This is a genomic window from Desmonostoc vinosum (assembly GCF_059505385.1).
On sequence record NZ_JCACKM010000326.1, the window covers coordinates 42,816 to 58,088 of the forward strand.

Consider the following 15,273-nt stretch of genomic DNA (forward strand, 5'->3'; position numbering starts at 1 on the left):
CATGAAGAAATATTTCATCTAACTAGAAACTATTTTTTACAAAACTTTATACATTGTTTCAATCCAGCTATCTTACCGGAAAATCCCATAACTAAGTGTCAGTAACTCAACCCTAAAGGGATTGAGCTTGTAAGAGAAATCAAGCAAGCTGTGCTGACCAGTCTAAGCCTTTAATGGCTACGTTTTTTGAGTCACGACACCTTGGAGTGCGAAGCTAGCCCCTTGCTCTGTCGCTTGTGATTAAACAGTTTCAAAGTCACTGAAACAGTGTTACAAGCTTAACAAGCTCTTAAAACATTGACGAAGCTAACATTACCCCGCAAGGGAGGCTCTTAGGAGCAAAACCGTTATGCGTACAGGGTTGGGAGATTTGAAATGGTAACTGTCCCGTTGAAAGTGCATTACAAAGGCACACCGAATCAAACACCCCAAGGCGGTAATGGTTTAATAAATATTTCACTGCGATTAAAATCGCTCGTGTCGCTTCCCTCTCAGGTCTAAAGACGCGCTCGTTTCCCGCATACCGTGAGGTCTTATGAAAATCTCTTCTTATTAGTCTTTAGTCCCTAGCCATCGGTAAAGATTATCCAGAAAAATGCTTTTCTCACTGATTGTGTAGCATGATTTAGTTTGATCTTGAATAGGGGCTGTGCTTTGATAGCTTAGGCTAAAAATGACACTTTTGTTATTGTTTACATAGCAGCTTTGAATGATGTCGTAATGGAAGACCGATATAGCTTTTTCTTTCAAGGGTTGCCAGAAGCTGTTGTGGAACTAGCCCTTACTCATCTTGTAACCCGTACTCATCCAGCTAATCAAGTGATTCTCCTCGAAAATGACTGGGGCGGTTCTGTGTATTTTATTATGGATGGATGGGTAAAAATCCGCACTTATAATCTAGAGGGGAAAGAAATAACACTGAATATTCTCGGTAAAGGAGAGTTATTTGGTGAGATGGCGGCGCTAGATGAAGTAACTAGATCTACGGATGTGATTACTCTAACTTCTACGGTTATTGGCAGTATGCCCGCTCAAGATTTTGTCAAATTACTTCAGACAGAACCTTTAGCAGGAGTGCGATTAGCGCAACTGATGGCGCGACGTTTGCGACAAGTGAATCGACGATTGCGCTTGCGAGAATCTGATAGTCAGTCGCGGGTAGCAGACACTTTACTGTTTTTAGCAGAAGGACAGGGAAAAAAAGGAAGCACAGGAACCGAAATACCTAATTTGCCCCATCGAGAACTGAGTAGCCTGAGTGGACTGGCACGGGAAACTGTGACACGAGTATTGACAAGGCTAGAAAAAAAAGAGTTGATTAAACGGGATCAGGACGTTATTTGTATTCCCGATTTGTCAGCCTTAGAAAGAATGATAGTTTAACAACTTGTCAAATATGAGTATTATTAATTCCCTACCACATGAACCGGAGGAAGACCCAGCTGATGAATCTCAAACTTCCTTGAATCAAATCAACTCTGATAATCAAGGCACGCGCCTACCTCCGCAAATGAAAGGTGAAGCACCCTTAAGAATGGTGGAAACGGCATTTTTAGCCAGTGCTGCTAGCTTGATTTGGTTTATTAATTTTTACTTTCCATTGGGCCCAGTTTTGCGGATATTTTTTCCAGTGCCGATCGCTTTAGTCTATTTACGTTGGGGACAACGGTCTGCATGGATGGCTGCACTTACCTGTGGCTTACTACTGATGGTACTGATGGGCCCAGTCCGTAGCTTGTTATTTGTCATGCCCTTCGCCTTCATGGGGGTACTTTTGGGGGCAACTTGGTATCGTCGTGTTCCCTGGATTGTGTCGATTACTTTGGGTGCGCTACTGGGCAGTTTGGGTTTCTTTTTTCGGCTGTGGTTACTGTCTGTGTTATCGAGTGAAGACCTGTGGATTTATTTGATTAACCAGGTGACAGAAGTCATTGACTGGATAATTTTGAGGCTGAATTTATTAGTGAGTCCCAGTATATTTTTAATTCAAGTAGGGGCGATCGCTTTGATTGTACTCAACAACTTTATCTACTTGTTTGTGGTACACCTAGCTGCATGGCTGCTATTTGATCGCTTAGGCAATCCCATTCCCCGCCCACCGCATTGGGTGCAAGTTTTGATGGATTATGAGGGGTAGATGAGGGGGATGCACTTCGACTTCGCTCAGTGACCGAGGGATGAGGGAGACGCGGGGACGCGGGGACGCGGGGATGAGGGAGACGCGGGGACGCGGGGACGCGGGGACGCGGAGAATAATTAATGACAAATGACAATCCCCAATCCCCAATCCCCAGTCCCCAATCCCCAATCCCCAATCCCCAATCCCCAATCCCTAGTTCCCAATCCACCCATGACCAATGACTTAATTCGCATTTACACTCAAATAGAACAAGGTGAAGTATGGTTACAACGGTATCGTAGTTGTTTACCTATATTTGCCTGTGTTTTAGGATTTACGGAAACCGGTTTGATTCCGGGAATTTCAGCAGCTGGTCGCACTCCAGAGGATCGGCAGTATACTGCTTGTGCTGATGCTGAGTTTTTGTACTATGGCCCAGAACGAAAGCCTCAATACCCGCTACCACCACTGGCGGCTGGGGCTTCGCCTGTGCTGATTTCTCGCGCTGTCGTTGAAGCACTGAAAATACCAATTTATTTATTTAACGCTGGTTTACCCCATGCTCCTGCTGTGCCAACAATTGATTTAGGTGGTACTCCTGCAAGGTGTTTAAGTGGAGGTGCTGCGATGGATTTAGCAGTGGTAAAACACCTATTCGATCAAGGCCTACTTTGGGGCGCTAAATTGAGTGCCAAAATTCCCCAAGAGTATCTCATTTTAAGTGAGTGTGTTGTGGGAGGTACTACAACTGCTTTAGCGATTTTAACTGGCTTGGGTATAAACGCAGCCGGAAAAGTCAACAGTAGTCACCCAATTTGTAACCACGCACAAAAATCGACAATAGTGCAAGCCGGACTGGAGAGGATGAAGCAGAAACAAGGAGACACCGAGAATTCTTTCCCCGCGTCCCCGCGTCCCCCCCTTCCCGCGTCCTCTTTCCCCGCGTCCCTCATAGACCCCTTACAACTAGTCGCCGCCGTGGGTGATCCGATGCAAGTAGTGGTGGCTGGAATGGCGATCGCGGCTAGCCGTCATTGTGGTGTTTTGCTGGCTGGTGGGACACAAATGTTAGCGGTTTATGCGCTGATGCAGGCGATTGCTCAAGCTTATGCTTTATCCTGGCAACCAGAAGCGGTAGTTGTAGGTACAACTCGCTGGGTGGCAGAAGACCTCACTGGTGGTACGGTTGACTTAGCTCTGAGTTTGGGTAGAAACAACTTAACTCTTGGTGGAGAAAGCCCTTGCTTGTTAGCCACTAGTTTAAGTTTTGCTGATTCTCGTTATCATCAGCTGCGGGCTTATGAACAGGGTTTTGTGAAAGAAGGTATGGGTGCTGGAGGTGCTTGTATTGCCTCTGGGATTAGCCGAGATTGGCAGCAACAACAACTTTTAACAGCTATTGAAGACCAGTTTGAGCGATTGCGGCGAATCAATACCTAAAAATAAAATTACCGGACTCAGAGAGCTTCCGGCATATCTTGGCAATATTAAGTAATTCAAAATTCAAAATTCAAAATTTTTTCAGAGGTAGAGAAGTTCAAGTAAATAAACACCAAAAACTAACGGGACTTCAATAAATTTAGATCCTGATTGAAACTAAGCCACGTAGAGAAAGTTGTGGAACTAGATCCGAAAATTGCGAATTTATGAATTACGAATTAGTTAATTTTTGACCAATCTAGTGAATTCTTTCTCTGAGTAATTGTTCTTCTAAAGCTGCAATGCGATTATATGCTGCTGTTAATTGTGCTGTCAGTCGTTGGATTTGAATTTCTGGTGTTAAGCTTTTCTCTCCACTTTGACGACTCAGGTCTAGATAAATACCATCTGTTAACACATCCTTATGTTCGAGATCGGAATTGTAACTGAGATGTCCTTTTAATTGATATTGCCCAGCTTCACTATTTTCTAGATTATTATTCTGTGCCTGTGCTTTGGCTACAGAACAATCTGATAGGGCTTGGGTAACTTTGATCTCAAGTCTCTCAATCACCTGATAGAGGGCATCTAGCTTCTCAGTCAATGTCAAAATTTGCTTTTGTAATGGCTCCATTTAATACCTTCGTCCGTATATTTTCTCTATGTTATTCAATTTACTGCCAATCTTAACTATACTTATGATTTATTTAAGTATTCAAATTTTTTGTGGAAATGTGAAACTTAAGTATCCAATTATAAATATAACTAAATATTTTTAGGAGTATGAGTTAGCGTTTTTATTGAGAAAAGTTAATCAACTGACAGATATTTTTAGGAAAAATCGCTATATTTAGTTAATTATTCAGTTTTTTCAGCTTTATAAATAAAATATTAAATATATTTATTGACTATTGACTGTCAATAGTCAATAATCACTATTGCTTAAGATAGATGTAATCTCAAATTCAAAATAGATGGATCGACGGTCATTTTTGTTATCTACAAGTACATTGGTGTTATCGCAACTGTTGGCTGGTTGTGGTGGCAACAACCAAGCGAAACTAAAAGTACAGCTATTAAAAGGTTCTATTCCTAGTCAAATTGTTAATCAATTTCAAAAAGGTATTCAGCAACAAACGCAGCTAAGCTTTACTCCGGTTGAGCAGATACAGGATTTATTCAAGCAACTACAAAATTGGCAGCAGAAACCAGAAGTTAAGGAAGAGGGATGGAAGCCTTTTCTCAGGGGTCTTGTACCATTTATGCAAGAGCAAAAAGTGCCTAAAGCTGATTTAGTCTCATTGGGAGATTACTGGTTAAAAGCAGCTATTGAGCAGAAGCTAATTCAACCACTGATACAGCCACAAAAAAACCAATTAACACAATGGTCAGCTTTGGATGACAGGTGGAAGCAATTAGTCACGCGTAACGACCAAGGTAATTTAGATTCTCAAGGAAAAGTTTGGGGTGCGCCTTACCGTTGGGGTAGCACAATGATTGTCTATAACCGCGATTTATTTCGGAAACTGGGGTGGACACCGCAGGATTGGAGTGATTTGTGGCGTGATGAATTGCGATCGCGTATTTCCCTACTCAATCAGCCACGAGAAGTAATTGGTCTGGTTTTAAAAAAACTAGGACAATCCTACAATACAGAAAATCTTGACCAAGTGCCAAACTTAGAACAAGAATTAAAGACATTAAATCAACAAGTAAAACTTTACAGTTCTAATACTTACCTTGAACCTCTAATTATTGGGGATACTTGGCTAGCAGTTGGTTGGTCAAGTGATATACTACCAACTCTTGTGCGTTATCCACAATTTACAGCTGTGCTTCCCAAGTCAGGAACAGCAATTTGGGCTGATTTATGGGTACATCCACTAAGTGATAATGCGAATGAGTTAATGTATAAATGGATTGATTTTTGTTGGCAACCGACTACTGCTAAGCAAATTTCGCTACTAACTAAAAGTAATTCACCAATTGTGACAAATATTACCGCCTCCGATATTCAAGAACCATTACAAAACTTATTAATACTTAATCGTGAGGTTTTTGACCGGAGTGAGTTTTTACAGCCTTTATCCTCATCAGCAATTCAACAGTATGAGTCTTTATTCGCCAGAATTAAAAATGGATGAAAGCCATCACTAACCTTTATCGTTCTTTCATAAATTCGTAACTTTTTCAAACGTGGAATAACACGAGGTCAGCACAGGTAACGCAGATAATTTTAAACTCAATTTAGGCTCATAATTGCTGCATTTAAGTTCGATTTTTTTATTAATCATCTTGTTGATTAAAGAATGTGATACAAATAAAAAATTGTCTTTCATGCCCCAACCTATTCTCTGAAATTGGAATAATTGCGGTGTACATATAAGTTGGGAGAACTTCATATATATTGACTAAAATTTGATAGTGGCATTACTAGACTAAAATGTTGTTATGGATTTTATTACAGGTATTACATCAATCTGCATGATAATTTGTATATAGAACTGCTATTTAATTTTTGAAAAACTCTATAGACATCGAAAAACTTGATTCCTTACTCCTCCATTCTCTAACTACGCAAATAATTTTATTAATTAAGTCAGATTTCTATATAATTGCATTAAAATATTTCTACAAAGTTTGTAGTAATTCACGAGGCAAGATAAGCGTTGGAAAGATTATTAAAAATTTCTCGAATTATTGACACTTGTACTGAATTTATTGGTCGATTGACTAGTTGGCTAGTATTAGTCATGGTAGTACTCGGCGTTTGGAATGTTATCGGACGATATCTAGGACGAATTAGCGGTAATAACTTTACTTCCAACGCTTACATAGAGGCTCAATGGTATATTTTCGATTTAGTTTTCTTTTTAGGAGCAGCTTATACCCTCAAGCATAACGAACATGTACGTGTTGATATTTTTTATAGTAATTGGCCGCGGCGGCGGCAGGCACTTGCAGATTTAATCGGAACGTTATTTTTCTTGATTCCATTCTGCATTACGGTAATCGTTGTTTCTTGGGATACAATCGCAGCTTCATGGCAAATTCTCGAAGCATCTTCCGATCCAGATGGATTGCCACGCTACCCAATTAAAGCCATGATCATTGTCGCCTTTGTGTTGTTGATTTTCCAAGGGATTTCCCAAGCAATTAAAAACTTGGCAATCCTCCAAGGCAGATTAGAACCCCAGGAGGAACTCCATGACACTGGCTTATGAATGGCTGGGGCCACTGATGTTTGCAGGTGCATTGGTGCTGCTATCGCTGGGGTATCCTGTGGCTTTTTCGTTGGGTGGTGTCGCAATTTTATTCGGGATACTGGGAATTACACTGAATATATTCGACCCGATATTTTTGACTGCGATGCCACAGCGGATTTTTGGCATCATGGCAAACTATACCTTATTAGCTATCCCTTACTTTATCTTTATGGGGGCAATGCTGGAGAAATCTGGGATAGCTGAGAGGCTGTTAGAAACGATGGGAATTTTGTTGGGACGCTTGCGTGGTGGACTAGCTTTGGCAGTGGTATTGGTGGGTGCGCTGTTGGCGGCAACTACAGGTGTAGTAGCAGCAACAGTTGTGGCGATGGGTTTGATTTCCTTACCCATCATGCTGCGTTATGGGTATAACAAAGAATTAGCTACTGGTGTAATTGCGGCGTCGGGAACTTTGGGACAGATTATACCGCCGAGTGTCGTGTTGGTGGTGCTGGGCGATCAGTTGGGTGTATCTGTAGGTGATTTGTTCATTGGTTCGGTGATTCCCGGTTTGATGATGGCGGGTGCTTTTGCCATTCATGTGCTAGTTGTGGCGTTTTTGAAACCAGATATAGCACCAGCATTACCCGAAGAGGTAAGAGAAATTGGAGGAAAAGCGTTAGGAATGCGGGTGGTTCAGGTAATGCTACCGCCTTTGATATTAATTCTGTTGGTGTTAGGTAGTATATTTTTCGGCATTGCTACGCCGACAGAAGCCGGTGCAGTCGGTTGTGGTGGGGCGATCGCTTTGGCTGCTGCTAACCGTCAACTCACGTTAGAATCTTTACGCCAGGTTTGTGACACCACTCTGCGAATCAGCAGCATGGTGATTTTTATCTTATTTGGTTCCACAGCTTTTAGTTTAGTCTTTCGCGGATTGAACGGCGATCAATTTATGTTTGATGTTCTCGCCAATCTTCCTGGTGGCAAAACTGGCTTTTTGATTGTCAGCATGTTGGTGGTATTTATTTTAGGCTTCTTCATTGATTTTTTTGAGATTGCCTTTATTGTTGTACCGTTGTTTGTGCCAGTTGCTCAGCAGTTGGGCATCAATTTAGTTTGGTATGGTGTGGTGTTGGGAGCAAATCTGCAAACATCTTTCCTCACACCTCCCTTTGGCTTTGCCCTATTTTATCTACGCGGTGTAACACCGCCAGAAGTCACTACAGCAGATATCTATCGCGGTGTAGTACCATTTATTTTGCTGCAACTATTGGTGCTAGTATTAATTATTGCTTTCCCAAGTATTGTTAGTTTCTTGCCTTCTTTAGGCGGATGAAGGGGACGCGGGGACGCGGGGACGCGGGGACGCGGGGACGCAGAGAATCATCAATGACAATTCCCAATTCCCAATTCCCCATTCCAAATTACGAATTAGTATCATTCAATTTCCGAATTAGACGGGATAACTCACGTATGATATTGACGGCTATTTCTGGGGTTTCTTCGATCGCATCATAAAGTTGTTCTTGTGTTAGTTCCAAACATTCACAAGGTTCTAAAGTTGTAGCAGATGCAGAGCGGGTTTGTGTATCAAATACTGCCAATTCGCCAAAGTATTTACCTCGTTCTATTTCAATGAGTGGCTTATCTCCAATGTGAACCCTAACTCTACCTGATACCACAATGTAAAGCGATCGCCCTTCTTCTCCCTGTCTAAAAATACTATAATTAGTAGGAAATGATAGCTCATTCATCACAGAAGTAAGCCGCACTATAAAATCATCTCGCAACTCTTTAAAAATAGGAACTCGCCGCACAAATAATAAACGGTCAACGCTGGTTAACATAATAATTCGTAATTCGTAATTCGTAATTCGTAATTGGGAATTGTCATTAGATTATTCTCCGCGTCGTCCCCGCGTCTGTTTCGTCTCCGTGTCTTTGTGTCCCCGCGTCTGTTTCATCTCCGTGTCCCCGCGTCTTTGCGTCCCCGCGTCTGTTTCATCTCCCTTCCTCATGTGTATCAACCTAGTGAAACGGTATGAGATTGGTGGCTATAGTGGTGAAAGCGATCGCGTCCTCCGGCTTTTGCTTGATATAGTGCCTGATCTGCCGCTGTAATCATTCCTTCAAAGTCTAAACTATGTGCAGGAATTTGTGTGATAAATCCGGCACTAAGGGTAACGTAAGAACTAACTTGTGAATTTCTGTGGGGAATTGCCAGTGTTCGCACTGCAAAGCAGATTGTTTCAGCAACATAAGCAGCACCCTGGACATCTGTGTTTGGCAAAATCACAGCAAATTCTTCCCCACCATAACGGGCAACTAAATCTACAGAACGCCTGGCAGCGTTTTGAATAGCTTTAGCAACCTCTTGCAAACAGCGATCGCCTGCTCGATGACCGTAGGTATCATTATAAGATTTGAAATAATCAACATCACAAAGAATCAGAGATAAAGGTTGTCGCTCTCGTGCCATGCGTCGCCACTCTTGGCTCAGATACTCCTCAAACCGTCGGCGATTAGCTACTTGAGTTAATTCATCAATAGTCACTAACCGCTGCAATTCTTGGTTAGCAGTTTCTAATTTTTGCTGTAGCTGCGATTGCTGAATCAAACGTTTTACTCGTTGTCGTAAAACTGGCCAATGAATCGGTTTAGTAACGTAGTCAATTGCCCCAGCTGCAAATGCATGATCAACGGAATTTTGATCTCCAAGTCCTGTAATCATTAAAACTGGAGTGTGCTTAATACCATCAAGAGGTTGTAGTTGAGTGCAACACTCGAACCCATCCATGTCTGGCATCATGGCGTCAAGAAGTACTATATCAGGGTGTAATTGATCAAAAATAGCTAGAGCCTCTCTGCCATTTTCAGCTTCTACTATTCGATATCCTTCTTGTTCCAAAAAAAATCGCAGCTGCATTCGGATAAATCTCTCATCGTCAACAATCAGAACTATAGACTGATTTTCTAGAAGAGTGGTTTTCATGGGGAATTGGGGAATTGGGAATGGGGAATGGATAAGAGGACGCAAAGACGCAGGGACGCGGAGAACATTTCTCCCTCATCTCCCGCTTTCCATCCCCAGTCCCTCAGCTCAATTTTCAGATGTGGCAACAATGCGATCGCGTCCTGCTAATTTTGCTTGATTGAGAACTTTTTCGGTTCTTTTAATTAGTTGATTTGCTGATAACTCCGGGGTAGGAATAACGTTTGTTACTCCCAAACTGAGGCTGATAAATTCTGCCATTTCTCCTGTGCAATGAGCAGTACAATCAGCTGCGTCAATAGCTTTAATAGCAGAGCGAATCGCCTCTGCTACTTGTAACCCTACCTCAGCTTCAGTATTTGGCAAAACAATAGCAAATTCTTTTGTATCATAACGAGCTACTAAATCTGCCCCCCGCCTTTTACACTTATTAATAGTATTAGCAATTTGTCGCCAACACTCATCATTAACTTGATATTCATGAGCTATATTACATAAAATTAAAGATAGAGGTAGCTGATGTTTTTCTAATCGATTCCATTCGCGTTGTAAATATTCATTAAAATAATAACGGTTAGCAACTTGAGTTAGACTGTCTACAGAAGAAAGGCGTTGCAATTCTCGATTTGCTGTCTCAACTTTGACTGTTAGTAAGCATTCTCTTTGAATTTTTTGCTGAAGTTCTGCGATCGCTCCTCTCGACGCTAGTAAGCGGCTGACTCTTTGATTGAGTACATGCCAATCAATTGGTTTTGTGATGTAATCGGTTGCACCTGCACTAAAAGCTCGGTCAACAGATTCTGGATCATCAAGCACCGTAATCATTAAAATTGGCGGACAATCCTTACCTAAAAGAGTTTGGAGTTGAGTACAACAACTAAAGCCATTTAATCCTGGCATCATCGCATCCAATAAAACTATATCTGGTAATTTATCTTGACAAATATCTAAACAATGTAGTCCATTACATGCCTCAATAACTTGATATCCTTCTTGCTTCATAGCGCGGTTTAGTAATTGCCGCAAAGCTCTTTCATCGTCTACTACTAAAACTAAAGGTGAGTTATTTTGCAAATCAGAATTAGTCATTTTGTCTCCTGGGATGTTGTAATTGCAAAGCAGTTTTTACCCGTTGATACTCTGTTTGGAGTTGCAAAACCAGAGTAGAAGCACTGACTGTAGTACCAGCACGACCCATTGCTTCTAACTTTGTACAAAGTTGAGCAAGAGGCATAGCACCAACAGTCACGCTCAATGATTTTAAGGAATGAGCAACGCTACAAAGTGTAGTTGCATCTTCGCTATCAATTGCGTTATGAATTGCTAGCAGCCTTTGCGGAGCATCTTCCAAATAACAATCGATTAACTCTGACAGAATCTCAGTATGATTATCACCTGCCATATCTTTTAAAGATTGAAATATTGCAGTATCAATAGATAATTTCAGAGTTGTTTCTGATTGATAAATTTGTTGATTATTATTAACATTAGCTGTTAATTTTAAATTCTCATTTGTGGGAGCCGGACTATAGTTTTTGAAAGCTTGGATGAGAGTTTCAATGCGAATTGGTTTACTAATATAGTCATTCATGCCAGCATTGAGGCACTCTTCCCTATCCCCTTGCATGGCATGGGCAGTTACAGCAATAATCCAAGGTCGGCTATGGTGCGGCCATTCTTGGCAGATGCGACGACTGGTTTCTAGCCCATCCATTTCGGGCATTTGGATGTCCATGAGGACTAGATCATAGGGCTGCTGACGCAAAGCTGACAGAGCTTCAACCCCATTGTTAGCAACATCGGCACGATAACCCAATCTTTTGAGCATTTGTAGGGCTACTTTCTGGTTTAAGGAAATATCCTCTACTAAGAGAATGCGTAAGGGTAGATTTTGGCTCAGCTGCGAATCAAATACTGGTGGTGGTATTTGGGAAGGTACTACGGAGATACGTTGTCCGCATAAGATCCGGACGAATACATCATACAGATGCGATCGCTTAATTGGTTTACTGAGGACAGCCACAAAATCTCGCTGGGCTTTTTGTTCTTTTTGAGTTAATTTTTCCACTGAACTGAGCAAAACCAAGGGGAGATTTTGATACTCTCGTAGCGAGTGAATATGCGCTGCCAAACTCCAACCATCCATATGTGGCATTCGCATATCCAAAACTGCAATATCAAATTGCTCTTTGGCGTCAATAAATTCCAAAGCCTGTAAACCCGACTCAGCTGAGCGTACAATCATTCCCCATTTCAAAGCTTGAATGGCAAGAATTTGGCGGTTGGTAGCGTTGTCATCCACTACTAGCAACCGTTTTCCCGCTAAATTTGCTTGTAAAACTTGAGGGTAAATCGTTTCAGAATTTGGTACTGACTGAGCTTTGAGGGTGAAATAAAATGTCGAGCCAACTCCAGGTGAACTTTCTACCCACATTTGACCACCCATCATTTCACATAAGCGCTTACTAATTGCTAAGCCCAATCCAGTACCGCCATACTGACGAGTCATCGATGCATCAACCTGGCTAAAAGGTTTAAATAGTCGCTGCATTCTTTCTTTAGGAATACCAATTCCTGTATCGCTGACAGCAAATTGGATTTCGTATTCCTCTGTGGTCGTTAATTGTTTAGCAACTACAGATACCACAACCTCTCCAACTTCGGTAAATTTGACAGCATTACTCAGTAGATTCACGAGAGTTTGTCGCACTCTGGTAATATCCCCCACAATTGTGCTGGGAGTTTGGGGATCAATTAGGTAGGCTAAATCTATACTTTTAGCAGCGGCTTGAGAAGACAGTAAATCTAGAGCTTCTTCGATGCAACTACGCAGATTAAAGGGGTGTTTTTCTAAATCCAGCTTGTCAGACTCGATTTTGGAGAAGTCTAAAATATCATTAATGATTGTCAGCAAAGCATCGCTGCTATTACGGATGATTTCCACAAAGTCTCTTTGTTGAGGAGTGATTTCCATATCCAGCAGCAATCCTGTCATCCCAATTACGGCATTCATGGGAGTACGAATTTCATGGCTCATCATGGCGAGGAATTCACTTTTGGAACGATTTGCAGCTTCTGCTTCCCGTTTTGCTTGCTCTAAGGCAAAGTTTTTCCATGTGAGTTCTTCTCGCTGACGGGTTTCTTGTTCTAATAAGCGAGCTTGTGCTAAAGCGATGCCCAGTTGCGCTGCTACTGCTTCTAGTAATTCAATTTCTTCTTGAGTCCATTGGCGAAAATGACTGCATTGGTGTAAACAGATGGCTCCATTGGGTTCTTTTTGATAGGAGGTACGAACTGTTAGCATGGACTTCAGTCCTAGTTCTTGACAGATTGGTTGGGCTGTTTGGAGTAAAGGATCAATATACACATTTGGTGAGGCGATCGCTCGATCCTGTGCCATCATCAGCGCCACATGGGGATTTTCACTTACGGGAATATCCAGATTCAACATTGAGCAGTAGGAATCGACGGTATACTCTGCTACTAAAGGAATTTGCGCTATGGGTTCGTCAATATAAGAGTGGATCAAACAACGATCAACTCTAAATGCTTGTCCAATTTGGGTAGCTGCCGTCTCAAAAATTTCTCTGGTGTCAAGACTTTGGCGAATTTCTTGAGTGATTTGTTCTAGTAGCAGGGTACGTTGTAATTGCTTTTGCAGTGCTTGTTCTGCTTGTTGGCGATCGGTAATATCAACGGCAATTCCTCCGACCACACACTCACCTGGTATGCTAGAAATTGGAAATTTATAAACTAAAAAATCTCGAACCACACCATTAGTACAGGGAGCAGATTCAATCGCTTCTAGTACTTGGTTAGTTCGAGCAACTATTTGAATATTCTCGATGAATTGCTGAGCAAAGTGGGTTGCATAGAAGTCGAAGATATTTTTGCCAATAACTTCTTGGCTAGGTAGTTGAAGCATCCGCCGATAAGTTTCGCTAACGTAGAGAATCGTTCCCTTAACATCTGTGATCCAAGCATATGTGGGACTATGATTCATAAATGCCTGAAAGCGTTCTTCACTCTGACGCAGCAATGCTTCCGCTTGTTTGCTTTCGGTGATGTCATGGTTGACACCAATTAAGGCAACAGTTTGTCCTTGTTCATTTTGTAAGGGTACTACAGTGGTTTTACTAATTCCCCCACTGCCATCTTTGCGAGTAAAGTGAATTTCACCTGACCAGCGTCCTTGTTGAGTTACCGCTGTGATAATTGTGGCAATCAACTTGATGGCCGTAGCAACTTCTTCAGGTTTATGTATGATGGTAGGAGTTTTACCTAAAACTTCAGCTTTGGTGTAGCCATAGATGCGTTCGGCAGCAGGATTCCAGTCAATAATATTTCCTGCTAAATCCGTGATCATCACTGCATCATACATATTTTCAAAAGTGAGTGCTTGCCGATGTAGCGCAACTTCTTTTTCTTTGAGGGCTGCTTCTATTTGTTTCTGCTCAAATACTCTTAAAACTAATTCCTGATTGATCGTTGTGATCTGACGATTGCTGGCTTTTGTGGCTTGGATGAAATAAGTTAACAATGCCAGAATGCCACCAATTGATAATCCTGTAATTAATACAAGTGTTGATAAAGGCGATCGCAAGCTGAGCAGTAACTCTGGAGTCGGGTAAACCTGTACTCGCCAGTTGACTCCATACAAATCGATATCTACCTGTTGTTGCCAGGGTTGGGCCGAAGGTGGAGAATTTGAGCCATAGATCAACTCTTGACCATCAAAAACTCTGATTTTGTATCCTTGTGGTACATGCACAACGGAGTTCAGCAAAGGTTGAATCTCAAAGACTCCTAAGATAAATCCGTCGAACTCGTTTTCCAAAAACAAGGGCACATATGCTAAAAAACCTTTGCCACCCACAATGAGATTAACTGTACGCGTAAAAGTTGTTTGACGGCGATCGCGTGCTGCTTGGAGTGCAGTTCTTCGCCGGGGTTCTTGGCTGAGGTCAAAATTTTGTGCTACTTCGTTCCCTGCTAGAGGTACAATCCACCGAACTTTAAATGATGGATCAACCCATTCGATTGCCCGATATCCACTAAAGTCCTTGATATAGGCTGCTGCATCTGCACTCCATTCTTTTCGTGGAGTTCCACCACGCACCTCCCAACGTTTTCCCATTCGCTCTAATGCCAGAATGCGTGTTTTTAATTCGCTGGTTAACTCAGTTTTAATCGCGATCGCCTGCTGTTGAATAAGTTGTGTAATGTCTGCCCTTTCTTCTATTAGTAGTCTTTGCCAGAGAACAATCACCGCAATTGACACACAAATACCAACTACAAATGACAGCACTTTTTGTTTACTAAAAAAGCTCAAAGTTTTAAACCTTTTATATATGTGCTGTCTGCCCACTTATTTACCCTTTAATACTTCAGCATTTGTTGTAATAATCTTTACTTTTATTGAATCTAAAATAGAAACAACAATGGGGCAATTACGTAAATTATTTAAATTTTTAATAGAACTGCATATATTTACTGAATAATAATTTATCAGCAATATTCACAATGATTTTATG

General features: G+C 41.6%; 11 protein-coding genes. 6 read left to right on the plus strand and 5 right to left on the minus strand.

What is annotated here, in order from left to right; all coding sequences use genetic code 11:
* The first annotated feature begins 720 nt into the window (after positions 1-720).
* The 3 genes from AC5JMF_RS32480 to AC5JMF_RS32490 all read left to right on the plus strand — a co-directional run bounded on the left by AC5JMF_RS32480 (position 721) and on the right by AC5JMF_RS32490 (position 3,559).
* Positions 721-1,383, plus strand: coding sequence for a Crp/Fnr family transcriptional regulator (locus AC5JMF_RS32480; RefSeq protein WP_495799849.1), 663 nt, complete (start codon positions 721-723; stop codon positions 1,381-1,383).
* A 13-nt stretch (positions 1,384-1,396) separates the two neighbouring features.
* Complete coding sequence (locus AC5JMF_RS32485) at positions 1,397-2,137, plus strand: DUF2232 domain-containing protein (protein WP_495799825.1); 741 nt, start codon at positions 1,397-1,399, stop codon at positions 2,135-2,137.
* A gap of 213 nt (positions 2,138-2,350) precedes the next feature.
* Positions 2,351-3,559 (plus strand): nicotinate-nucleotide--dimethylbenzimidazole phosphoribosyltransferase, encoded by a 1,209-nt coding sequence (locus AC5JMF_RS32490; protein ID WP_495799826.1) that lies wholly within the window; start codon positions 2,351-2,353, stop codon positions 3,557-3,559.
* 238 nt (positions 3,560-3,797) lie between these two features.
* Here AC5JMF_RS32490 and AC5JMF_RS32495 read toward each other — a convergent pair whose 3' ends face one another.
* The gene (locus tag AC5JMF_RS32495; protein WP_495799827.1) at positions 3,798-4,172 is read right to left on the minus strand and encodes a hypothetical protein; all 375 of its coding nucleotides are present in this window, start codon (positions 4,170-4,172) and stop codon (positions 3,798-3,800) included.
* A 340-nt stretch (positions 4,173-4,512) separates the two neighbouring features.
* Here AC5JMF_RS32495 and AC5JMF_RS32500 point away from each other — a divergent pair, with 340 nt between their 5' ends.
* The 3 genes from AC5JMF_RS32500 (at position 4,513) to AC5JMF_RS32510 (ending at position 8,083) form a co-directional block, all read left to right on the plus strand.
* The gene (locus AC5JMF_RS32500) at positions 4,513-5,682 is read left to right on the plus strand and encodes an extracellular solute-binding protein (RefSeq protein ID WP_495799828.1); all 1,170 of its coding nucleotides are present in this window, start codon (positions 4,513-4,515) and stop codon (positions 5,680-5,682) included.
* Positions 5,683-6,207: 525 nt separating this feature from the next.
* A complete protein-coding gene (locus tag AC5JMF_RS32505) occupies positions 6,208-6,762 on the plus strand; it encodes a TRAP transporter small permease subunit (RefSeq protein ID WP_495799829.1) in 555 nt (184 codons plus the stop codon).
* On the plus strand, positions 6,746-8,083 hold the full coding sequence (locus AC5JMF_RS32510; RefSeq protein WP_495799830.1) for a TRAP transporter large permease: 1,338 nt from the start codon (positions 6,746-6,748) through the stop codon (positions 8,081-8,083). Before AC5JMF_RS32505 ends, AC5JMF_RS32510 begins: the two co-directional genes overlap by 17 nt.
* Before the next feature lie 88 nt (positions 8,084-8,171).
* Here the strand turns inward: AC5JMF_RS32510 and AC5JMF_RS32515 are convergent, their stop codons facing one another.
* The 4 genes from AC5JMF_RS32515 to AC5JMF_RS32530 form a co-directional block, all read right to left on the minus strand.
* Positions 8,172-8,594: a cyclic nucleotide-binding domain-containing protein gene (locus tag AC5JMF_RS32515; RefSeq protein ID WP_495799831.1), complete on the minus strand. Its 423-nt coding sequence runs from the start codon at positions 8,592-8,594 to the stop codon at positions 8,172-8,174.
* 176 nt (positions 8,595-8,770) lie between these two features.
* On the minus strand, positions 8,771-9,739 hold the full coding sequence (locus tag AC5JMF_RS32520) for a GGDEF domain-containing response regulator (RefSeq protein ID WP_495799832.1): 969 nt from the start codon (positions 9,737-9,739) through the stop codon (positions 8,771-8,773).
* 108 nt (positions 9,740-9,847) lie between these two features.
* Positions 9,848-10,828, minus strand: a complete 981-nt coding sequence (locus AC5JMF_RS32525) for a diguanylate cyclase domain-containing protein (protein ID WP_495799833.1) — start codon at positions 10,826-10,828, stop codon at positions 9,848-9,850.
* On the minus strand, positions 10,821-15,071 hold the full coding sequence (locus tag AC5JMF_RS32530) for a response regulator (RefSeq protein WP_495799834.1): 4,251 nt from the start codon (positions 15,069-15,071) through the stop codon (positions 10,821-10,823). Before AC5JMF_RS32530 ends, AC5JMF_RS32525 begins: the two co-directional genes overlap by 8 nt.
* Between the last annotated feature and the right edge of the window lie 202 nt (positions 15,072-15,273).